A 23070-nucleotide genomic window follows, 5' to 3' on the forward strand; every position below is an offset into this window, starting at 1 on the left:
CAACTTTCTTTTTGATTTATCTTTTTGTTGAAATAGCATGTTTTGTCCCAGTCTAATATCCAGCCATGTACAACAGTCGTTTTCTCTCCCCCTGTATCTTTCCATTTAATCCAACCATATGTCCAATCACCGGATATTCATATCCTTTTCCGTCTTTCCTTGGCGCTTTCGCTGACATCAGAATCTCTCCATACAATTCTTCTACTTTTTCTTCTTCAAATACCGGCCGACGCAGACGTTCGGTCACTTCATACAGCTTTCCACTGCACTTTTTTGCCAGGATCTTCGCCAGATGATTTCCTCCCTGTTTGCTCCAACTCCTATGTCCATGCTTCATTCGCTTTGCGATCACGCTCCATACATGGTTTTCCATCGTTCCCATATTCCGATATGCCAACCCTTCCGGTGGCTCTGGAAGATTGAGATTTTGAGACTGGTAAGGCACGAGTCCTTCCCGGTTGTTTTCATAATAACGAATCAGGTCTTCTACATCTTCAATCTCTGCCTCATCACTTAAGCTGTTTCGATAGATTTCCAGATACCGGAATACTTCTTCAATCTCTTCAGCTTTTATCAGCTCTAAAACAGCATCCCTCGCAGCCTGTTCATGGATTTTCTCTTTCGCAGCCTTATTCCGGTGGAACGGGTCTAACTGAAAACAGGTGCTTTTATCTTTCACTTTCTTGATCCAGGATGCTCCGTCTGCGTTTAAGATTCTTTGATCCACTTCATCCAGGTTAAACTCCTGCGCGATTGCTGCTTCCCGATATTCCTGAAACTCCTTTGCTTTGGAAAATCCGGCAACGACTACTTTATTTTCCAGCGCATAACGATCCGAACCGGTTTTTCGCCATCCTTCATAAGCAATCCCGATCTTAATCTCTGATTTATCCTGTTTTTCCTCTTTCCGGTCTTTTCCCTGCAGCCTGATATAAACTCCATCCGCTTCTTCAAACAGGACGGGAACCTCTCTTTTTCCTTTCACATGCCCTTTCTTATATTCTTCTGTCAGCTCCGCTTCATCCTCACAGACTTTTTCCCCTAACGCCTGAATGACGTTCCATACTCCCATCGCACTGATCGTCTGTCCAGTCATCTCACTGACCTGACGGGCACATTCTCTGTAAGATAGTTCTGTGATCCCGTTTACCAACAGTTCCGCCATATTCGTTGAGAGCAAACCCACGTGATCCAGATCCAGTGTTTCGTTCAGCAGATATACAAAACGCTTTCTTCCGTCCTCCTCTGTCACTTCATAAACATTTCTCTGATAGGTCACCTCACCATATACGGTCTTCACAGTTGTCTGTCTGCCCCCTTTATTCCGGTACTTCTTTTTGTCTCTGTCCTCCATCAGCATCCGGTCATACCGTTCCAGGAACTCTTTTGGGAACTCCCTGCCGATCTGGCAGACCCACGCATAAATATTTTTCTCTAACTGCTTGAATGTTACGCCGTTTTCCTTTATCATTGAATTCATCATACAGACTCCTTATGTTTTTTCTCGTCAATTAAACAATAAGATAAATCTGTATGATTGGGAAGAGGTTTCGATCTCTTCCCTTTATTTTTGCCAATGATAATTATACTCTAAGACCGCTCCTTTATTGTGTAAGAACCTGCTGTAATGTATCTGCCAACACTTCCATTGCATTCATCATCTCTTCTACTGTATTCGTCTGCGCTCCGGCTTCAATCAGAAGAGATTTCGGCACCAGATGCAGATTATAGCGATAGCCTCGCAGGTAAATGTGCCTTGCAAAACCTGGATATGTACTTTCACAGGCAAGCTGCATCTGTAATGAAAAGGCAAGGTTATCCTGTATATATGGATTATAAAGATATGCTATATCCCCATTTGTACGCGTTCTACTCAATCCGTTAAAGAACATGATCTTTGCCGTCTGCTTCCCGTTTACTTCCGTCACCAAATGTGTGTCGTCGCCTACTCCGTCCCGATGCAGGTCGATGACCACTTCTATCGTAGGATTCGCCTCCAGGATCGGGCGGATAGACGCTTCCGCATTCTCATAGGCATTGCTCCTGTCAAGCTGTCCATTGATAATATCATAGACCCCGGTATCATGGATTGTCTCGATCCCTTTCTCATTTAAAAGCTTTGTCAGATACTCTCCGACACCTACAATGCTGGTGCTGGGATCACCCGGCGTAGAATCCACAAATTCTTCTTGGGAATGGGTATGAAAGATCAGTACTTTCGGACCGTCTGCAGTAGTATCGATCTTCATGCTTCGTCCAAGCAGATCGTCTGCATTGAGCTGATCCGGTCCTATCATAGTGGAACTGTCTACCGTATAAAAATTGCTCAGCAGATAATCAAAATCCCGCAGCTTTTCTATCGACATATCTACAGAAGAAGATACCGGCTGTGTTTCCTGTGATTGTGCTGCATCTTCCTCTCCGATCAATTTCCCGTTTTCGTCTACCGCATTCTCGTCGTTTGCCTGGCTTTCTAATATTTTTGCGATTGTCTCTTCATCTTCCATAGGCGCTTCATATGTCTTTTTCTCTTCCACATATTGTACCACCGGCAGCCATGCATACACTTTCTTTGTAATCCATGCCCCCATGCCCTGTTCTGGTTTTTTATGCAGATAGGCAAGGCCCGGCATATACATTTCTTCCGCTTTATACAGCAGATCTCCCTGCAGTTCATAGCCAAAATCTCTGGCCGCTGTTTTTCCAACGGCTCCTGCAGCCCAGACGCCTGCGAAACACAGAATAAAAAGCAGTCCTTTTAACTGTTTTTGCTTTCCGTTATTCAATCTGTCCACCTCTGCAAAAAGTGTGCTTCTCCCTCTTTTCAAAAGATGCCTTTGAGCGCACACTTTTCTTTTTTCTTTAAGATGCACCGGCTATTTTCTTCCGGACTCTTTCTTACATTGTATGCTTAGGTTCCCCTATTATGCCTTTTCTCATAAATAATACGTTCAGTGCTTCCGAGATCGTATAACTGATCTGATCTACCATTTCATCTACATCCTTTGGCGTGACAAACATTCCGTTTAAATGTGGCGCGATCAGTTCTTTTACCAATTCATATTTTTCTCCTGCAGTATAAGAACGCAAAACTTCTCCCGCTTTTTTCAGCGTGTCGGAAGTTTCCAGAGCTGCTATGAAATTCTCCATCGTATCGTTTACGATCGTCGCCGCGTCTACCACGGTTGGGACTCCGATACCGATCACCGGGACTCCCAGAGATTCTTTATTCAGTCCACTCCTGTTATTTCCCACACCTGTTCCCGGATGTATCCCTGTATCTGCGATCTGGATCGTCCGGTGCAGCCTTTTGCTGTTTCGCGCGGCTAATGCGTCCACTGCAATCACCAGATCCGGCTTTGTCTCTTTAATCACACCTCGTATGATCTCGACAGTTTCCATACCCGTCTGTCCCATCACACCCGGCACGATCGCACTAATCATATTGGCATTTTCCATCCCCATCGCATACTTTCCATATTCTTTTACAATATGTCTTGTCACTGTCAGATGATCGACCACATTGGGTCCCAGCGCATCCGGCGTCACCTGTCGATTCCCAAGCCCGACTACCAGTATAGATACATCTTCTTTCTCGATCGTATTTCCCCGGATCAATTCCTGCACATATTTTGCCAGTTCTTCTGCTATCTCCCTGTGATAATCCTCATCCGGCACAGACAGATTAGGCGCCTCTAAAGTCAAGTAGGTGCCCACTGGTTTCCCCATTGCTTTAGCTCCTTTTTCCGTCTCTATCCGCACTCTCGTTACACGAATTTCTTTTTCCTCATCATAATGTTCCTCCAGTACGACACCCTGTACTTCTACATGATCCGATTCAAACCGCTCCTTTTCTTCCAGCGCAAGGTCTGTACGAATACTATACTTATCCAACATACTCCATCCTCACTTTATTCTTGTTTCGCAGCTCATGCCCTCTCATGCCGGCAAACTTCGCCCGATGTTGTTTAGTTTTACCGTATTTTTCATAAATATGTATTGACAAGCCTCCATACTTGGCATAAAATAAATGGGTATGTTTCATTGGAACGTCCGTGTCCGAATCCAGTGAAATGATAAATTACATTTGAAATTTCGCATATTTGGAGGTGTACAGATTGGCTAACATTAAATCTGCTAAGAAAAGAATTTTAGTGAACGAGACAAAAGCTGCAAGAAACAAAGCAATCAAATCAAAGGTAAAAACTGCTGTGAAAAAGGTAGAAGCTGCGATCGCTGCAAAAGATGCAGAGGCTGCAAAGACTGCTTTACATGCGGCTATCGTTGAGATCTCAAAAGCTGGAAGCAAAGGTGTTTACCACAAAAGAACTGTTTCCAGAAAGATTTCTCGCTTATCAAAAGCTGTAAATACGATTGCTTAATTGATCTGATATAGAGAAAACAAAAAGACATCCGCTGCCGTCAGGCGGATGTCTTTTTTAATGTAGGCCAGACAGTGATGAGCATCGTAACAAAAGACGCTGTACCACCGATGGCATTCGATATGGGTTCTGCCAAAAACACCCCGTCTGTTCCCAGCCCTGCCACCATCGGAAGCAAAAGCGTCAGAGGAACTACAATGATGATCTTGCGGAATAAAGAAAAGAAGATCGCAGGTTTAGGCAGATTCAGTGCTTGGTATGTAGACTGCCCGGAAAATTGAAGTGCCATCATAAAAATCCCGCAAAAATACAGCCGCATTGCAGGGATTCCTTTTTGTATCAGCTCTGGTTCATTTGTAAACAGATGCAGGAAAAAACGTGGCTCAAAAAATAAAACTGCCCACATCAGTACCGTAAATACCATACAGCTTCCTGCCATAAATTTGATCGCAGATTTTACACGTGTATAACATTCTGCCCCATAATTATAGCCGATCACCGGCTGTGCACCGGATGTCAGTCCTGTCACTGGCATTGTGATGATCTCCCTCACTGAATTGATGACTGTCATGATTCCCACATATACGTCTCCTCCATATCTGGAAAGCATCGCATTACAGACGATCTGCACAGTTCCGTTCGTAATATACATGATAAATCCTGCTGCCCCGAGCAGCACGATTTCCTTCACCAACTTTACATCTATACGCATAGCGTCCCTGCTCAGTTTTAGAATCGCTTTTTTTCCTGTCAGGAATTTAAGCACCCACAATGCCGATGCTCCCTGAGAAATAACGGTGGCCACTGCGGCGCCTCTGACTCCCATATGAAAGCCGAAGATCAAAACCGGATCTAAAATAATGTTGAACACAGCTCCCAGCAAGACAGTAAACATCCCCGTCTTTCCAAATCCCTGGGAATTGATAAAATTGTTCATCCCCAAACTGATCATGACAAAGATCGTCCCCAGCAAATAAATCGTCAGATATGCATCTGCATAGGGAAACGTAGCATCACTGGCACCGAACAGATACAAAAGCGGTCTTTTGAACAATAGACCGGATACCATCAAAATACCGCCGCACACAAGCAGCATAGAAAAAGAGTTGCCCATGATACACTGTGCTTTTCTTTCTTCATGCCCGCCTCTGGCGATCGAACACAACGGTGCACCGCCCATCCCGAACAGATTGGCAAATGCTGTGATGATCGTAATAATAGGAAGCGCCAGTCCGATCCCTGTCAGTGCTTCCGCAGAAGTGTGCGGAATATGCCCTATATAAATACGGTCCACGATACTGTAAAGTACATTGATCAACTGTGCTAATGTCATAGGCAGGGCCAGACTTAAGATATTTCTGGCAATGCTCCCTTTACTGAAATCATTTCTGCTTTCCACTCATCCTCTCCCCTTCCTGTGTGACTCAAACTCTATTATATACCCGTCGCCAAAAAAAGTACACATATCAAACACGAGTTTGATATGCGTACTTTTTTTACTTGCCGCTTCCGGCTGATTTCTTAGTTCCTGCTCACGGATCCTGCCGCAAAATTAGTTATTGATCAGTTTGTCCTCGTCACTCCAGCTATAGAGCTTTCTAATCTCTTCCCCAACCTTCTCTGCCGGATGCTCGGAAGCAAGTTTTCTCATTGCTCTGAAGTGTGCCTGTCCTCCTGCTTCTGACATATCCAGCAAAAATTCTTTTGCAAAGGAACCATCCTGAATATCCTTTAAAATCTGTTTCATCGCTTTCTTCGTCTCTTCTGTGATGATCTTTGGACCTGTAATATAATCACCATATTCTGCCGTATTGGAGATAGAATATCTCATACCTGCAAAACCAGACTGATAAATCAAATCTACGATCAGCTTCATCTCATGGATACATTCAAAATAAGCGTTTCTTGGGTCATATCCCGCCTCAGTCAGTGTCTCAAATCCCGCCTGCATCAGCGCACATACACCGCCGCACAATACAGCCTGCTCGCCAAAGAGATCTGTCTCTGTCTCTGTTCTAAATGTTGTCTCCAGGATACCTGCTCTTGCGCCACCGATCGCAAGCCCATACGCAAGCGCTTTATCAAGTGCTTTTCCTGTGGCATCCTGATGCACTGCTACCAGACAAGGCGTTCCTTTTCCTGCCTGATATTCGCTTCTTACAGTGTGTCCCGGAGCCTTTGGCGCGATCATAGTCACATCTACATTTGCCGGCGGTACGATCTGCCCAAAATGGATGTTAAAACCATGCGCAAACATCAGCATATTGCCTTCTTCCAGATTCGGCTCAATATCCTTCTTATAAAGCGCAGCCTGTTTCTCATCATTGATCAGAATCATGATAATATCTGCCTTCTTTGCAGCTTCTGCTGCGGTAAATACTTCAAATCCCTGTTCTTCTGCTCTTTTCCAAGAACGGCTTCCTTCATAAAGTCCGATGATCACATTACATCCGGATTCTTTTAAGTTCAGCGCATGTGCGTGTCCCTGGCTGCCGTAACCAATGATCGCGATAGTTTTCCCTTCTAACAGAGAAAGATTACAGTCTTCCTGATAATAAATTTTAGCTGCCATTTTTCATTCCTCCTAAATTTACATTCCAGCATGGCTATGCTGTGTTTTCTGAAAATTTATAGTTAAAGGCTCCTGCCCTTAGCTTTCTTTTATGCACCTGTTTTAGTCAATATATGTAATATCCTTGCTTCCCCTGGCGAGTCCTGTGATCCCTGTCCGTGCCAGTTCTAATATCTCATAGTCTTTGAGCAGATTTAAGAATGCTTCCAACTTAGACTGATTCCCCGTTAATTCGATCATCAAAGATTCTTCTTCCACATCTACGATCTTCGCACGGAAAATATCTGCCACAGAGATGATCTCTCCTCTCTGTGCGGCATTCGCGCGCAATTTTACCATGATCAGTTCCCGATAGACAGATTCTTCATCTTTTAAAACTTTGATCTCAATCACATCTTCCAGTTTTCTGACCTGCTTTTCAATCTGTGAAAGGATCAGTTCATCTCCGGAAGCAACAACTGTGATCCTTGTAAATCTTGGATCTGCCGTCATACCTGCGGTGATACTGTCTATGCTGTATCCTCTTCTGCTGAATAAACCTGCGATCCGGCTGAGTACTCCCGGATTATTGTCGACCAACAATGAATAGACCTGTTTTCTCATGTATTTCCTCACTTTCCCGGTTTCATTGACCTTGCAGAAAAAACAGAGTGCGTTCTGTTTTCTATAATATTAGCAACTATGTCTGCTTTTGTCAAGAGAATCCGTTCATTAATTCTTGATGTTACTTATTCCTTATTTTTCCTGCTGCTGCCGCTCAATCTGTTCTGCCAGATCATTTAAATATACCCAGCGTTCCGTCTTTTCCTCCAGTTCTTTCTCCGTCTTTTCTTTCTCCTGCATAAGTTCAGACAAACGCACGGAATTCGTCGCGTTTTTCTCTATTTCTTGTTCTGCTTTTTCTAGTTTTTCTTCCAATTGTGCGATTTCCTCGTCGATTCTCTCATATTCCCTTTGTTCTTTATACGAAAATTTTAGATTTGTCTGATGGTCTTGCTTCCATGAACGCTTTTTCCCCATTTCTTCTTTCTCGTCCGTATATGCCTGATTTTTCACTTTTGCAGCTGTTTTCCTCGTTTCTGTATTTTCCGTCTTTTTTCTTTTTTTCTCCATATAATCCGTATATCCGCCCTCATATTGTACAAATCTGCCCTCACCCTCAAAAGCAAATATACGATCTGCGATCGTATCCAGAAAATACCGGTCATGGGAAACAGCAATCACGATCCCTGCAAAAGATTCCAAATAATCTTCTAATATGTGAAGTGTAGGAATATCCAAGTCATTGGTCGGTTCATCTAACAAAAGAACATTCGGGGCTCCCATCAGTACTCTCAAAAGATAGAGCCTTCTTTTTTCTCCTCCTGACAGCTTTGAAACCGGCGTATACTGCATAGAAGCATTGAACAGAAATCGTTCCAGCATCTGGGAAGCCGATATCCTTCCCTCTTTCGTCGGAAGATACTCCCCCACCTCACGAATGTAGTCAATCACTCTTTGCTCCGTGTCCATCTGGGGCGTCTCCTGTGCAAAATGCCCTATCCTGATCGTCTCGCCGATTTCCACATGCCCACTATCCGGTCTTAATTCCCCTGCCAGGATCTTCATCAACGTAGATTTACCGCATCCATTCTCTCCTATGATCCCAAGTCTTTGATTCTTCAGTACGATATAACTAAAATCTGCAAGAATTGTTTTTTCCCCATACATTTTACATATATGAGATACTTCTATCGTCTTTTTCCCCATTCTGCTTTCTACAGATTCCAGTTCTACCGTCATATCTTGTATAGGCGCCGCCTGATTTTTCAGTTCTTCCAGACGGAGCAGTCTTGCCTTTTGCTTTGTACTTCTGGCACGGCACCCTCGCTTTGCCCATTCTAGCTCTGCTCTTAACACACTGTTTCTCTTTCGCAGAGAGGCGAGTTCCATTTCCTCTCTTGCTGCTTTCATTTCCAAAAACTTTGTATAGTTCGCCTCATACTCATAAATTTTCCCATGATCGATCTCCCAAATCCGGTTCGTTACTCTGTCCAGGAAATAGCGGTCATGGGTAACCATGATGACACATCCTTTAAACCGATTCAAAAATGCTTCCAGCCAGGCTGCCATTTCATTATCCAAATGATTCGTCGGCTCATCTAAGATTAGGATCTGCGCCGGTTCAAGCAGTGTCCTGGCTAGAGCCGCACGCTTTTTCTGTCCGCCGGAAAGGTATTGTACATTCGCCTCATGGTCAAACAATCCCAGCCTGTTTAGAATCGTTTTTGCCTCGTTATCTGTCTCCCAGTCCTCCTTTTGCATTTTCCCTCTCATTACATAGGACAGCACTGTCTCCTCTTTTGTAAAAAGCGGATCCTGCGGGAGATAAGCAAGACGTATACCATTTTTTATAATCACTTGCCCTGCATCTGCCGCTTCCAGTCCAGCAATAATTTTTAATAAAGTGGTTTTTCCCGTCCCATTAATCCCAATGATGCCGATCTTGTCCCCCTCCTGGATCCCACAGGAGACATCAGCAAAAATACTTTTTTCTCCAAATTCTTTACTGATATGTTCTATATTTAAAATATTCATATATTTTCCTTTCGTACCATAGTGAAAATCTAAGATTTTTCTTAATTTTTCTTCCGATGCTTGAGTCCTGCCAAAAAAAGTTATACCATATATAGAGTTATCTTTATGAAAGCGAGGATTGTTATGCGTACAACCAAAAAGCACTCTACTATATTTGATGATGATTTTGAAGTCACATATGAAGATGATCCATCTGTCTTCACTGACATACAGCACACAGATGTTCCAAAACGGAAATACTTTGAAGATGTAGACTATGAAGATGAAGACGACTACAAACACAGAGCAGGATATAGAAATTATGACGATACCTGTTACGACCTCCCCAATGAAAAGGAATATAAAAAAAGGAAAAAACGCCGGAAAAGTTCTGTTCCTTTAGCCGCGCCAATACGAAAAGGCGGAAAAGCGCTGTCCAGATTTTCCAGTACCGTGATCCGGCGTCTTTCCCTCCTTCTCATCCTGGCAACTACATTTTATGTAACTTATAATTTCTGGCGCGGAAGCGCGCTATATGGAGATATCATAGAAGCATGCAGGACAATGCAGGTTACCCCCGTATTGGCAGCATACTTCAGTGTAGCTGCCCTTTTCCTGCTCTTTGAACTTATTTCCCTTTTCTGGGCAATGACTAGAACAAAAGTGCGCGATGGTTTCTCTTCCTGGAAGGAGGATACCGGCAGAGGGATGTTTTCCTTCATCGCCGTGTTTGTCTCCTCCTATCTGGCATTTCTCCTAAACCGTTTTATCCCGGATTCTTTGGAAGTCCTATACGGTCTAAAAGGCGCTCTGGATGTCTATGGTTCTCTGTACAATGTCCTCTTCGGCCTGTGCACGGCAGGCGTAATTTCCTGCCTTATACGGAAACATCGGCGCTGAGCACAAATATATAGATCATACACGAAAACATCCGCCGCCGATAAATTCTCTCAGCAGTGAATTTGTCGGCACGTATTCACTTCCGATTCCCACAAAATAATCAAAAAACTTCAAAAGACGCTTTGCCTCTGCATATTCCGGCGATTTTTTTTCTACGCCGAACAGCAGCGGTTCCACATATTGTTTCAGTACAGCAAGTTCATATAAAAGTGAAGAATTGAACATAACATCTGCTTCCTCCTGGAACGGGAAGATATTTTCTTCTTCTCCTCTCCTCACCGACTGCCACATAGCGATCGTATTTTTCGCAGATGTTCCTCTTGTTCTTGCATCCCGCACGAGCCTGCGTATAAGCCGTCCGTCTGTAGATGGTATCCGGTTATGCTCGTCAATATTTAACTGGGTCAACGCACTGATATAGATTTTAAATTTGTTTTCATCAGAAAGTGCTTCTGTCAGCTTTGGATTCAAACAATGGATCCCTTCTATCACAAGAATATCATTTTCTCCAAGCTTTTTGGGTGTCGTATCATAAGTCCGCACCCCTTTCTTAAAATTAAAGATCGGCAGATACACTTCTTTTCCCGCCAGGAGTGCCTCCATATCTTCATTAAATTTCCTTACATCAATTGCTTCAATACACTCAAAATTATACTTCCCATTTTCGTCTTTTGGCGTATCCTCACGATTCACAAAATAATTATCCACAGCGATCGGGTGCGGCTTCATGCCGTTTACTCTAAGCTGTATGGATAAACGATGGGAAAACGTAGTCTTTCCTGAGGAAGAAGGACCTGCGATCAACACGAATTTTACATTCTTTCTTTTGGCGATCTGCTCGGCTATCGCACCAATACGCCTCTCTTGATAGGCCTCCTGCACAAGCACCACTTCCCGCATATCACATTTTGTGACCATGTCATTGAGTGCCCCTACTGTATCTATCTCCTGACTGTCTCCCCACTCAACGGACGTTTTAAGCACTTCAAAGAGCTTCGGGCTCGGAGCAAACGGCGGCACCTCTTCCGGCCTTTCTTTCACGGGCATCTGTATCACAAAGCCCTTGTCATAAAGATGCAGAGAAAAATACTGCAGACAGCCGGCGTCCGGAACCATGTATCCATAATAATAATCCTCAAATTCATTCATACTATAAATATTAACCTTTGACACGCGCCTGTATTCAAACAGTCTTTCCTTATCATACATCCCATGCCGCCGAAACAGCTCCACTGCTTCCGATGTATGGACAGAACGTTTCTTGATCGGCATCTTCTCTCTGGAAAGTTCCCGCATCCTATGCTCTACTTTCTCAAGAAATTCCTGGTCAAGTACAACATCTCCTTCCACCGTACAGTAATACCCCTTGCTGAGGGAAAAATGGATACGCACACGTTCTACTGTATCATGTCCTCCTACATCATGCACCGCTTTTACCAGAAGAAAACACATGCTTCTCTTATATGCAGCATGCCCGATCTGATCTGCCGTTGTAAGAAAAGTAATCTCACAGTCCTGTTCCACTGTCTTTGACAGTTCTTGAAGGCGGAATTCATTTACATAGACTAAGACAATCTGGTGCGCATATTTTTCCTGCAATTCTTCTGCTATTTTTTTGTACGTAGTGCCTGCTTCATAGATTCTTGTCTCATTTTCGATCTTTACTTTACAATATTTTTTCTCCATTTTTCCTCCTTTTATTCAGCTGTGGTCAGGAGTCCCTATACAACCTGAAACGGATGAACGACCGGAGCTGCCGTCACCTCCAGACCAGGAAGCTTTTTCTCCAGGAAGTGTTTCATGTCTTCTATAAAGACATATTCTGTCCCATAGTGTCCCGCGTCAATGATAGAAAGTCCCTGTTCTACCGCATCCAGCCCATCATGATGTCCTATATCTCCAGTCACAAGAACATCTGCTTTTTTCCGAATCGCCGCTGAAACAGCGCTTTTCCCACTTCCCGGTGATATGGCAAGCCGTGAAACACTTTGCTCCATATTCCCAAATATTTTTACCGTTCCTAGTTTTAATGTATGTTTCACATAGACGCCACATTCTTCCAAAGACATTTTTCGCGGCAGGGTACCTACTCTTCCAATTCCCTCTTCGCGCCCATCTTTCTCCATTGTAACATCCAGTACTTCGGTATTTTTCAACTGCAGGATCCTTTCCGTTAAAGCTGCCATTCCAAGGACATCATAATTTGTATGCATAGCATAGTATGCGATGTCAGACTGGATTAACGCAACGACCCTTCTACTTATAAAATCTCTGTCTGTCACGCATTTCAAAGGAGAAAAAATAAGAGGGTGATGCGTGATCAGCATATCTGCCCCAGCTTTCTTAGCCTGCTCGATCACAGATTCTGTCGCATCCAGGGCGATATATACTTTCTTCACTTCTTTTTCACTTCTCCCTGCCAGAAGTCCCACATTGTCAAAACTAAGGGCGGCTTCCGGCGGATAGGAAGCCTCTATCACTTTCATGATTTCCTTACACAGCATAATACTTCATTCCTTTCTCTATGCATAGAAGTTCCTGTCTCAACTGTTCTTTTCTATCTTCTATCCTCTTTGTTCCTCCATTTTGCAGATGCTTTAGTATCTGCTTCTTTAGATTGCCTTCCCTTTTCAGATACTCATACAGCACCGGATCTTTCTTTTCCAAAAGAAGCCTTCCATACTGAAGTTCTGTCTCACTCCAATTCTGTTCCTGCTCTTTTTTCCCCGGTACTACTTTCATCATAGGATAGTATTTTCCTTCCTCCTGCACCATCTTCTCCTCTATAAACAAAAAACCCTCCTGTAGCAGAAAGGCTCTCACTTTTGCGGTCTCCGACTGCGGCTGAAGAATGCACTCCTTTAAATAAGCCAGGCTATTGCCTGCCTGTTCTAAAATATGTATCATCAACCCCCCGCCCATTCCCGCGATCACTGCACACTGCGCTTCGCCCGGCCGCAGTTTATCCAGTCCGTCAGAAAGACGCAGTTCTATTTTATCTTCCAAGGCGTGCTCCTGCACATGGTCTTTTGCTCTTTTTAAAGGTCCCGGTCTGACATCCATCGCTACCGCAGAAGGAATGATCCCATTTTCCGTTAAATAGATTGGGATATAGGCATGATCTGTACCTATATCCGCCAATTTATATCCGGCAGTCACCAAGGAGGCAACTGCCTGTAATCTTCTTGATAGTTCCATGACTGCCCCTTAATCCAGATAATCTCTCAGTTTTCTGCTGCGGCTTGGATGACGGAGTTTTCTTAAAGCTTTCGCTTCAATCTGACGAATACGTTCTCTTGTAACGTCGAACTCACGTCCTACTTCCTCTAAAGTTCTTGCGCGGCCGTCATTCATACCAAAACGCAGGCGCAGTACTTTCTGTTCTCTCTCTGTCAGCGTATCCAGCACCTCGTCCAACTGCTCTTTGAGCAATGTCTGTGCCGCCGCCTCTGCTGGAACAGGGACATTGTCGTCCTGTATAAAATCGCCCAGGTGACTGTCTTCCTCCTCGCCGATCGGTGTCTCCAGAGAAACCGGTTCCTGGGAGATCTTCAGTATTTCTCTGACCCTCTCCACCGGCATGTCCAATTCCTTGGCAATCTCCTCCGGCAGCGGTTCTCTGCCCAGTTCCTGTAAAAGCTGACGAGATACCCGGATCAGCTTATTGATCGTCTCGACCATATGCACGGGAATACGGATCGTCCTTGCCTGATCCGCGATTGCTCTCGTAATTGCCTGCCGTATCCACCATGTCGCATATGTGCTGAACTTATACCCTTTGTGATAGTCAAATTTTTCCACGGCTTTTATCAAGCCCAAATTCCCCTCCTGGATCAGATCAAGGAAAAGCATACCCCTGCCCACATAGCGCTTTGCGATGCTGACCACCAGACGCAAGTTTGCCTCTGCCAGTTCTTTTTTCGCATCTTCGTCGCCTTCCTCCATCCGTTTTGCCAGTTCGATCTCACGCTCTGCGCTTAGAAGTGGGACCTTTCCGATCTCTTTCAGATACATACGCACAGGATCCTCAATGCTGACTCCTTCCGGCACGGACAGATCGATATTTTCCATATCCACCTCATCGTCATCTGAAATGATCACGTCGATGTCTACATCCACATCATCGTCTACATCAGAATTGATACGCAGGACATCAATATTATTCGCTTCCAGGTAATCATATACTTTCTCCATATGTTCTGCATTCAGTTCCATATCATTGAAGAAATCATTGATCTCCTGCAGCTCCAGTATACTTTTTTTCTTCTTTCCCTGTGCAACAAGTTCCTTTAATCTTTCTTCAAATTTCTGTATGTTTTCTTCCATGTGTCCATCCTTCCCCACCTGCAAAAGCGCAGGCTGTCTTGTTTTATTTTATCCTTAATCAATAGAAATATGCAGTTTCTTCAAATCCTCCAGCCGCCTCTTTTCTTCCATCAGATGCTGTAAGCCGGCCATGTCTGTCGGTTCCAGCTGCAGCGTCTGTTCATCGATACTATGCGACTTTACCCTCAGTATCGTTTCTTTGAGCGCCTGTTCCTGTTCTTCCTTCGTCGTCAGCTTCTTGATCCTGGTATGAAACAGAGAGGCCGCCTCTCTGTGTTCTTCCTCCGCTGTAAAATGATTCAATATTTTAGCCGGGTTTAATTCTCCTTTATCATACTGATCATACAGGAATTCCGCAACTGTCTGGTAGAGTTTTTCTGTAAAATCTGTCGGGCTTATGTATCTGCGGATGACGGAAAACAGCTTCTTTTCATCAATCATCCATGTAAGAAGCGCTTTCTGCGAAGTCAGGATTGCATCTTCCTTTGGCTTTTCCTGTCCTGCCGCCTGCTTATGTCTTACCACAGGCTTTGCCATTCCCTCCTGCACAGCAGCCTTGCTGACCATCTTTTTCAGACTTTCCTCGCTGACCTTATATTTCTTTGCGACCGCTTCTATATAGTTATTGCGTTCCAATTCTTCTTCAAAAGTCAAAAGCCGCCTGGCCGCCTCTCGGAAAAATGCTGTCTTGCCTTCCGGAGAGTCCATGGCAAACTCTCGCTCCAATATCTCCAGGCTGAACAAGAAACCATTTCTTGACTCCTTGATCCGTTTTTCAAATTCCTCGGCGCCCAGATTTTTAATGAATTCATCCGGATCTTTATACGGATCCATCCGTATCACCCTTGCTGCGATCCCTGCTTCCTTTAAGATCGGTACTGCACGCAAGGCAGCTCTCGTTCCCGCGTCATCACTGTCATACGTAAGATACACTTCCTGGACATATCGTTTGATCAAAGAGGCATGTCCGGATGTCAGAGCCGTGCCCAGTGAAGCGACTGCATTCGTGAAACCGGCCTGGTGGAGCGAGATCACATCCATATACCCCTCACACAACAAAAAATAGGATCTCTTTGATACACGCGCACGGTTTAATCCATACAGATTCCGGCTTTTGTCAAAAACAACTGTCTCTGGGGAATTTAAATATTTCGGTTTCCCCTCCCCCATAACACGGCCGCCAAATCCTATAACGCGGTTGTTTACATCCATGATCGGAAACATCACTCGGTTCCAAAACTTATCATACACCCCGTGACGTTCATCCGTATTTATAAGTCCTGCTTTTCGTATCAGTTCTTCTGTCCATCCCCTGCTCCGCAGATATTTGTACAGATCGTCACTGTATTTATTAGAATATCCAAGCCCAAATCCTGTGATCATCTCATCAGACAACTCTCTATTCTTCAAATATGTATAGGCCTGCATGCCATTTTTCGATTTCAGCTGTGCATAAAAATACTTTGCCGCCGCCTTATTGATTTCTAATATGGAAGCTTTTAAGTCGGCTTTTTCTTTTGCCTCTTTGGAATACTCCATCTCCGGCAGCTCCACTCCTGCACGATCCGCCAAGAATTTCACCGCCTCCACAAAAGAGAAGTTCTCATATTCCATCAAAAATGTGAATACATTTCCTCCTGCTCCGCACCCAAAACAATAATACATCTGCTTTCCCCGGCTGACCGAAAAGGAGGGAGACTTTTCGTTATGAAAAGGACACAGACCAAAATAGGAACTCCCTTTCTTCTGAAGCCTGACATACCCGGATATGACATCCACAATGTCGTTTTTCATTCTGATTTCTTCTATCAGGTCCTCTGAATAATACATAGTTTCCTCCTAAAAATGCCCTTATATTATTATATTCGACAAAGGCCGTCGTTTTCCTTTAATTTTTCCAGGCTTCCGGCACAAAAAATTCCTGAAACTTTTTTACAGCATATAGATCCGTCATTCCTGCGATATAATCGCACACGATCTGTTCTCTGCTGCTGTCCGTATAAGACAGTGCGTCCAGAAATTGCCGCGGCAGCGTATCCAGATGGCGGATATAATATTCATACAGCTGCTCTATCATATGTACCGCCTTGTCTTCCTCCCCCTTCGCTTTTGGATTCATATATACATTCTCAAACATAAATTTCCGCAGTTTTGTCATGGCAGCCTCTACTTCTTCCGACATACAGATCTCCGGCTTATCCATGCTGTGAGTGATCACATCATGCACCATCGTGTTAAGACGCTCTTTCCCCGTATATCCTAATACTTTTCTTATAGAATAAGGAATATCGTTCTCTGTAAGTATCCCTCCACGGATAGCATCATCCATATCATGATTGATATAAGCGATTTTATCCGAAAGCCTTAGGACCTGTCCTTCCAGCGTATGCGGATGTCCCGCAGTCTGATGATTCAGTATCCCATCCCGCACTTCCCATGTAAGATTCAGTCCTTTTCCCTGTTTTTCCAGACATTCTACAACCCTGAGACTCTGCCTGTGATGTGAAAAATGATACACCCGGTTAAGCGCCCTTTCCCCTGCATGCCCAAACGGCGTATGCCCCAAGTCATGTCCCAGAGCAATGGCTTCCACTAGATCTTCATTTAGTTTCAATGCTTTGGCGATCGTCCTGGCATTCTGCGAAACCTCCAGCGTATGCGTCAGCCGCGTCCGATAATGATCTCCTTTGGGAAGAAGAAATACCTGTGTCTTCTGCTTCAGCCTACGGAATGCTTTGCAGTGCAGGATCCTGTCTCTGTCCCTTTGAAATACAGGACGTATATCGCACTGTTCTTCTTCCCTCTCCCTGCCTTTGGAATTTCTGCTTAATGTGGCATAAGGACTTAAATACGCAACTTCCCGCTCCTCCAATTGTTCTCTTATGGTCATTGGCATTACCTCGAATCCATTCTGAAACCATCGTCATATTGTTCTTCTATATAATTATATTCTGTACTTTTTCTGTATTTCCTCTATTTCCGTTCTTCTTTCAAGCGTTTTTCGATTGCTTCTGCTACTGTCTGCAGGACTTTGATCCTTGCATAGTATTTACTGTTCGCCTCCACAACGATCCAAGGGGCATATTCCGTCGAAGTGCGCAGGAGCATCTCATTGACCGCCTCCTCGTAACTGTCCCATTTTTCGCGGTTTCTCCAATCTTCTTCCGTAATCTTCCATCGCTTTTCAGGCGTCTCCTGCCGTGCAGTAAAACGCTTTTTTTGTTCTTCCTTGTCAATATGCATCCAGAACTTCAAAATGACCGTCCCTGCATCCGCCAGATCTTTCTCCATATCATTCATTTCTTTATACGCTCTCTGCCACTCTTCCTTTGTACAGAATCCTTCAATACGTTCCACCATCACTCGACCATACCATGTCCGGTCAAAAATCGCAATATGTCCCGCCTTTGGCATGGCTCTCCAGAATCTCCAGAGATAATGGTGCGCTTTTTCAATATCATTGGGCGCGGCAATCGGCGTCACAACATATCCCCGCGCATCCATCTTCTCCGTCAGACGCTTGATCGCCCCACCTTTTCCTGCGGCATCCCATCCTTCAAAACCGATCACGACCGGAATCCTTCTGCGGTACAGTTCGCCATGCAGCATTTCTATCTTTTTCTGTAACTTCTTCAGCTTCTTTTTATATTCTTCTTTTGTCAGTGTACATGCAAGATCTGCTTTGGACAGTATCGATTCTTGTAATTTACTGATCTGGCTTCCTTCCGTTTTGGGAGATTGGATTTCGACCGCCTGTGCTTCTTCTTTTTCCGACTCTAGTTCACGCAGCACTTCTGTCGCCCGTGTCTTTACCTGTTCGTTCTTTCTCTTTTTTATCTCCTCTTCCAAAAATGCAATAACCGTAGAATACATTTTTACTGCAGCAAATCTGCGGTCCGTCGCCTCGATGATCGTCCAGGGGGCATAGTCGACATCTGTCTTTTGCAGCATTTCTTCCATCATACGCTCATATTCGCTGTACCGCACGTTCCTTTCTATATCCCCCTGCGTTACTCTCCATGCGGTTTCTTTCTTTTTCTTCAGCTTCTTAAATCGTCTCTTCTGCTCTTTTTTATCGATATCAAAGAGAAGCTTGATCAATACGTTGCCATCATCTGTCAGCTGCTTTTCAAAGGAACAAATAGAATAATATATAGAAGGCAGTTCACGTTCCTTTGTCCTCTTCTCGAAACGGTCTATGAGCACTTTACGGTACCAGCTTCCATCAAAAATCGCCATTCTGCCTCTTTGTGGTGTTTTTCTCCAAAATCTCCAAAAAAACGGATGCATAGCTTCTTCTTCCGTCTCCTTTTTTACCGTATACACTTCAAACCCCCTTGGATCCATGCCGCGTATCAATTTCCCGATCTGCAGTCCCTTTCCCGCCGCATCATATCCCTCAAATACGATCATAACAGGTATGTTCATTTCCTTACACTGTCTCTGCAGATAAGAGAGTTTTGTTTCAAGCATAGGCATTTTTGCTTTATACTCTTCTTTTGATAACTTTTTTGTTAAATCCACTTTTTCTAACATTGTTTTCCTCCGATTGACACTTCTTCTGTTAGTATTGACGGGTTTTTAGTTTATTATTTGCAGACTGTAATATAATAGTATCATTAAAACTGCAAAAAAAATAGAACCGAGCACCTATTTTTTGTACTCGCTCCTATTTAATCCTTTTCATCCTCATACATTTCTTTTAGCAACTCATAAACCAAACTCTGTTTTCTGCTGCTCACTGCATTATACATTCTGCAAATATCCATATGATTTTCCGTCAGATGCAAAAGCTCGATCTGATACTCTTGCGTCAGTCTTTTATCCGATACCTTCAAAATATAATCGATTGAAACATGAAAATAATTTGACAATTGTATCAAAATATCTGCCGGCAGAGAATTCTCGCCGTTCTCAATCCTGCTGATCGTCTGCTGCGAAACATTAATTTTAGCAGCTAATTCTTCCTGTTTAAGTCCTTTTTCTTTCCGGAGTTCTTTTACACGATTGTCCACTGTATTCACACCCTTTAATATTCTATCTATTATTGTACCGAATACCGATCGCAGTGCTATCCAAATATAGGTTTTACATATACTCATATTTTATGTACGCTCATTCTTATTCATACTTACAATGGTACAATATTCCTGGTGATGTGATATGTTATCTAACACACTAGGAAAAAGATTAAAAATGCTTCGCAAGCAACATAATCTAAACCAGTTAGAACTTTCTAAAAAGTTAAGTATACAAAGGCAGACTCTCTCCGCATATGAACGCGGCATCAGTGTTCCAAATATTTTTATTCTGATCCAATTAGCCGATATTTATGGTCTGACCTTAGATGAACTTGTAGGACGCAGGCCTTTTCAAAAAAAGCCAGACACTGCAGTTGCTCCTTTTCAGGATTCGGAATCTCCATAAAAATGCTTATCTTCTGCTTGTACTATTTTTCTTTCACCGATATAATATATTTATGAACCATATTGCATCAAATGAGAGTACTATTTATGCTGCAACTTGGCGGCGGAGTGGAGATTTTTATGAGTGAATATGAAAAAATGCTGTCTGGTGAATGGATTTTTCCGTCTTCTCCTGAACTCAAAGAAATGCGGATTTTCTGCAATCATCTTATCTTTGATCTAAATCAAATTGACAACAGCCAAAAACAAAAGCGCTATATTCTTCTCAAAAGGCTGCTGGGAGATATAGGGGAAGATGTCAATATAAAATCCATCTTTCAGTGTGACTATGGAAAAAATATTCATGTAGGAAACCATGTGTTCATCAATTACAACTGTGTCATTGCCGACGTAGGAAAAGTTGTGATCCATGACCATGTAAAAATAGGTCCTCAAGTTGGAATCTATACAGTCAACCATCCTCTCGATCCTGCCGAAAGGCTGACCGGAAAAGAACACGGAAAAAAGATTGAAATCGGGGAGAACTGTTGGATCGGAGGGCACAGCGTGATCAATCCGGGCGTTACTCTTGGCAGGAATGTTGTCGTAGCTTCCGGTACTGTTGTCACAAAATCTTTTGGAGATAATGTCCTCGTCGCAGGGGTTCCCGCCCGAGTCCTCAAATCCCTTTAATATTCCTGCCTTTTTCCATCGCATTGTCTCCTTATAGTATTCTATACTTCAGTTTTTTCCCCATTCGGGCATCCCACAATACATGCCTTCCAGGCGAATGTGCTTCACAGGACAAAGCATAGAATTTACGAAAATGAAAAAAAGCAAAAAAAATTGTTGACATTTAATCTGATACCGAGTATTATATTATTCGTGGCGTGTGAATCACAGAAGCGCCGCAAAATGCGGAAGTGTCGGAACTGGCAGACGAGCAAGACTAAGGATCTTGTGAGCAATGCGCTCGTGTGGGTTCAAGTCCCATCTTCCGCAGTATGCAAAAAGCAGAAGACCTTACATAGGTTTTCTGCTTTTTAATTTTCAAATTATACATACATATACTTTTGCTTAAAAAGGCGTTGAATCATAAACATGAATCAACGCCTTTTTATACCTTATCATATGCAGCACGCCATCTGCAAGGCATGTATCCGGAATGCCAAATGGGGATACATTTATTCTTGTTCACATGGACTGTCTATTCCATATTTCCCGGAAATTTTGGTATACCGTCAAATCCCGCCTGCAGTTCTGCGTCAGTCGGTATATAATCCTGCATCTCGCCATTGTGGAATTTCTCATATGCCACCATGTCAAAGTATCCTGTACCTGTCAGGCCAAAGAGGATTGTCTTTTCTTCTCCTGTCTCTTTACATTTTAAAGCTTCATCAATTGCTACTTTGATCGCATGACTACTCTCTGGAGCCGGAAGGATCCCTTCCACTCTCGCGAACTGTTCTGCCGCAGTAAATACAGATGTCTGTTCCACAGAACGTGCCTCCATATAACCATCCTCATATAGCTGAGACAGAACCGAACTCATACCATGATAACGCAAACCTCCTGCATGATTCGCAGATGGAATAAATCCGCTGCCCAGTGTATACATTTTCGCCAGCGGGCAGACCATTCCTGTATCACAGAAATCATATGCGTACACACCCCTTGTAAAGCTTGGACAGGAAGATGGTTCTACAGCAATAAAATGATAATCAGCTTCTCCTCTTAATTTCTCGCCCATAAACGGAGAGATCAGTCCACCCAGATTAGAACCACCCCCTGCACAACCGATGATGATATCTGGTTTGATACCATATTTATCCATGGCAGTCTTTGTCTCCACACCGATGATAGACTGATGGAGCAATACCTGGTTTAATACACTGCCCAATACATACCGGTATCCCGGTGTATGTGTCGCCACCTCTACCGCTTCAGAGATCGCGCATCCTAAACTTCCCGTTGTTCCCGGATGTGCTGCGAGTATTTTTCTTCCCACCTCTGTTGTCTCAGAAGGAGACGGAGTCACGCCGGCCCCATAAGTTCTCATCACTTCCCGTCGAAACGGCTTCTGCTCATAGGAGCATTTTACCATATATACTTTACAGTCTAGATCCAGATAAGAGCATGCCATAGACAATGCTGTTCCCCACTGTCCTGCTCCAGTCTCTGTCGTCACGCCCTTCAAACCTTGTTCCTTTGCATAATACGCCTGCGCGATCGCGGAATTCAACTTATGACTTCCACTTGTGTTATTTCCTTCAAATTTATAATAGATCTTAGCTGGCGTGTCTAATTTTTCTTCCAGACAGTACGCTCTCACTAGCGGCGCTGGACGGTACATTTTATAAAAATCTCTGATTTTTTTAGGGATTTCTATATATGGATTCTCATTATCTAATTCTTGTTTTACCAATTCCTGGCAAAACACGACGCTCAATTCTTCTTCCGTCATTGGTTTTAACGTCTCCGGATTTAAAAGCGGCGCAGGTTTATTTTTCATATCCGCCCGGACATTATACCATGCCTTTGGCATCTCACTTTCTTCCAGATAAATCTTGTAAGGAATTTTTTTCTCACTCATTTTACTTCTCCTTTCCTATTGCCGATATTTTTAACCGGCATGATCTCCGGGACATGAGCTTTTTGGAACATCCTTTCCCAACAAAAAAACTCCTGTCCCATACAACATTTACATTGCAGGGACAAGAGTTTATTCATCTACTTAAAAACTCCTGCGGTGCCACCCGGCTTGATGCAACACTACATCCACTCATGCATACCAACATATGCTGCCTTTGATAACGGAGTACTCTCTCCGGTTCGCCTACTTACTCTTTCTTTTTGTTCAGCTCACCCTCCGAAGCCCATTCCTCTCTGCTTTTGCCTACCGCATTCCCACCATCTGCAGCTCTCTGTA

General features: G+C 43.6%; 20 protein-coding genes and 1 tRNA gene. 5 read left to right on the forward strand and 16 right to left on the reverse strand.

From position 1 onward, the window contains the following. Positions 1–52: 52 nt before the first annotated feature. From BN3282_RS13075 to gpr, 3 genes are all read right to left on the reverse strand, one after another. Positions 53–1480, reverse strand: a complete 1428-nt coding sequence (locus BN3282_RS13075) for an ISLre2 family transposase (protein WP_162858255.1) — start codon at positions 1478–1480, stop codon at positions 53–55. 124 nt (positions 1481–1604) lie between these two features. Continuing rightward, positions 1605–2786 (reverse strand): stage II sporulation protein P, encoded by a 1182-nt coding sequence (gene spoIIP / locus BN3282_RS13080; protein ID WP_330382222.1) that lies wholly within the window; start codon positions 2784–2786, stop codon positions 1605–1607. Positions 2787–2898: 112 nt separating this feature from the next. Further along, complete coding sequence (gene gpr, locus BN3282_RS13085; protein ID WP_059069813.1) at positions 2899–3897, reverse strand: GPR endopeptidase; 999 nt, start codon at positions 3895–3897, stop codon at positions 2899–2901. A gap of 221 nt (positions 3898–4118) precedes the next feature. Here gpr and rpsT point away from each other — a divergent pair, with 221 nt between their 5' ends. Beyond that, positions 4119–4382, forward strand: coding sequence for a 30S ribosomal protein S20 (gene rpsT / locus BN3282_RS13090; RefSeq protein ID WP_059069815.1), 264 nt, complete (start codon positions 4119–4121; stop codon positions 4380–4382). Between the two features lie 40 nt (positions 4383–4422). Here rpsT and BN3282_RS13095 read toward each other — a convergent pair whose 3' ends face one another. From BN3282_RS13095 to BN3282_RS13110, 4 genes are all read right to left on the reverse strand, one after another. After that, the gene (locus BN3282_RS13095; RefSeq protein WP_059069817.1) at positions 4423–5781 is read right to left on the reverse strand and encodes an MATE family efflux transporter; all 1359 of its coding nucleotides are present in this window, start codon (positions 5779–5781) and stop codon (positions 4423–4425) included. Positions 5782–5934: 153 nt separating this feature from the next. Continuing rightward, positions 5935–6954, reverse strand: a complete 1020-nt coding sequence (gene ilvC / locus BN3282_RS13100) for a ketol-acid reductoisomerase (RefSeq protein WP_059069819.1) — start codon at positions 6952–6954, stop codon at positions 5935–5937. A gap of 102 nt (positions 6955–7056) precedes the next feature. Beyond that, positions 7057–7557, reverse strand: coding sequence for an acetolactate synthase small subunit (gene ilvN / locus BN3282_RS13105; protein ID WP_059069821.1), 501 nt, complete (start codon positions 7555–7557; stop codon positions 7057–7059). Positions 7558–7689: 132 nt separating this feature from the next. Then, positions 7690–9531 (reverse strand): ABC-F family ATP-binding cassette domain-containing protein, encoded by a 1842-nt coding sequence (locus BN3282_RS13110; RefSeq protein WP_059069823.1) that lies wholly within the window; start codon positions 9529–9531, stop codon positions 7690–7692. A 123-nt stretch (positions 9532–9654) separates the two neighbouring features. Here BN3282_RS13110 and BN3282_RS13115 point away from each other — a divergent pair, with 123 nt between their 5' ends. Next, complete coding sequence (locus BN3282_RS13115) at positions 9655–10410, forward strand: hypothetical protein (protein WP_059070494.1); 756 nt, start codon at positions 9655–9657, stop codon at positions 10408–10410. 15 nt (positions 10411–10425) lie between these two features. Here the strand turns inward: BN3282_RS13115 and BN3282_RS13120 are convergent, their stop codons facing one another. The 8 genes from BN3282_RS13120 to BN3282_RS13155 form a co-directional block, all read right to left on the reverse strand. Beyond that, positions 10426–12096, reverse strand: a complete 1671-nt coding sequence (locus BN3282_RS13120; RefSeq protein WP_059069825.1) for a nucleoside kinase — start codon at positions 12094–12096, stop codon at positions 10426–10428. A 35-nt stretch (positions 12097–12131) separates the two neighbouring features. Continuing rightward, positions 12132–12914, reverse strand: coding sequence for a Nif3-like dinuclear metal center hexameric protein (locus BN3282_RS13125; RefSeq protein WP_059069827.1), 783 nt, complete (start codon positions 12912–12914; stop codon positions 12132–12134). Next, complete coding sequence (locus tag BN3282_RS13130; protein WP_059069829.1) at positions 12904–13608, reverse strand: tRNA (adenine(22)-N(1))-methyltransferase; 705 nt, start codon at positions 13606–13608, stop codon at positions 12904–12906. Before BN3282_RS13130 ends, BN3282_RS13125 begins: the two co-directional genes overlap by 11 nt. Before the next feature lie 9 nt (positions 13609–13617). Continuing rightward, positions 13618–14736, reverse strand: a complete 1119-nt coding sequence (rpoD, locus tag BN3282_RS13135; protein WP_059069831.1) for an RNA polymerase sigma factor RpoD — start codon at positions 14734–14736, stop codon at positions 13618–13620. 54 nt (positions 14737–14790) lie between these two features. Further along, positions 14791–16566: a DNA primase gene (dnaG, locus tag BN3282_RS13140; protein WP_059069833.1), complete on the reverse strand. Its 1776-nt coding sequence runs from the start codon at positions 16564–16566 to the stop codon at positions 14791–14793. Between the two features lie 58 nt (positions 16567–16624). Continuing rightward, positions 16625–17626 (reverse strand): deoxyguanosinetriphosphate triphosphohydrolase, encoded by a 1002-nt coding sequence (locus BN3282_RS13145; RefSeq protein ID WP_059069835.1) that lies wholly within the window; start codon positions 17624–17626, stop codon positions 16625–16627. 83 nt (positions 17627–17709) lie between these two features. Then, the gene (pap, locus tag BN3282_RS13150) at positions 17710–19272 is read right to left on the reverse strand and encodes a polyphosphate:AMP phosphotransferase (protein WP_059069837.1); all 1563 of its coding nucleotides are present in this window, start codon (positions 19270–19272) and stop codon (positions 17710–17712) included. 137 nt (positions 19273–19409) lie between these two features. Continuing rightward, positions 19410–19838, reverse strand: coding sequence for a helix-turn-helix domain-containing protein (locus tag BN3282_RS13155; protein ID WP_082667547.1), 429 nt, complete (start codon positions 19836–19838; stop codon positions 19410–19412). A gap of 61 nt (positions 19839–19899) precedes the next feature. Between BN3282_RS13155 and BN3282_RS13160 the strand changes: the two genes are divergently transcribed. From BN3282_RS13160 to BN3282_RS13170, 3 genes are all read left to right on the forward strand, one after another. Further along, entirely contained in the window at positions 19900–20163 is a 264-nt protein-coding gene (locus tag BN3282_RS13160) for a helix-turn-helix domain-containing protein (RefSeq protein WP_059069839.1), read from the forward strand. A gap of 71 nt (positions 20164–20234) precedes the next feature. Then, the gene (locus BN3282_RS13165) at positions 20235–20834 is read left to right on the forward strand and encodes a sugar O-acetyltransferase (protein WP_205408550.1); all 600 of its coding nucleotides are present in this window, start codon (positions 20235–20237) and stop codon (positions 20832–20834) included. A gap of 224 nt (positions 20835–21058) precedes the next feature. Continuing rightward, positions 21059–21143 (forward strand) — tRNA-Leu (locus BN3282_RS13170). A gap of 205 nt (positions 21144–21348) precedes the next feature. On the opposite strand, the gene BN3282_RS13175 is transcribed toward BN3282_RS13170, so the two are convergent. Next, positions 21349–22734, reverse strand: coding sequence for a TrpB-like pyridoxal phosphate-dependent enzyme (locus tag BN3282_RS13175; protein WP_059069842.1), 1386 nt, complete (start codon positions 22732–22734; stop codon positions 21349–21351). Between the last annotated feature and the right edge of the window lie 336 nt (positions 22735–23070).

It is taken from the genome of Mediterraneibacter massiliensis (assembly GCF_001487105.1).
In the GTDB taxonomy this organism is placed as follows: Bacteria; Bacillota; Clostridia; order Lachnospirales; family Lachnospiraceae; genus Mediterraneibacter; species Mediterraneibacter massiliensis.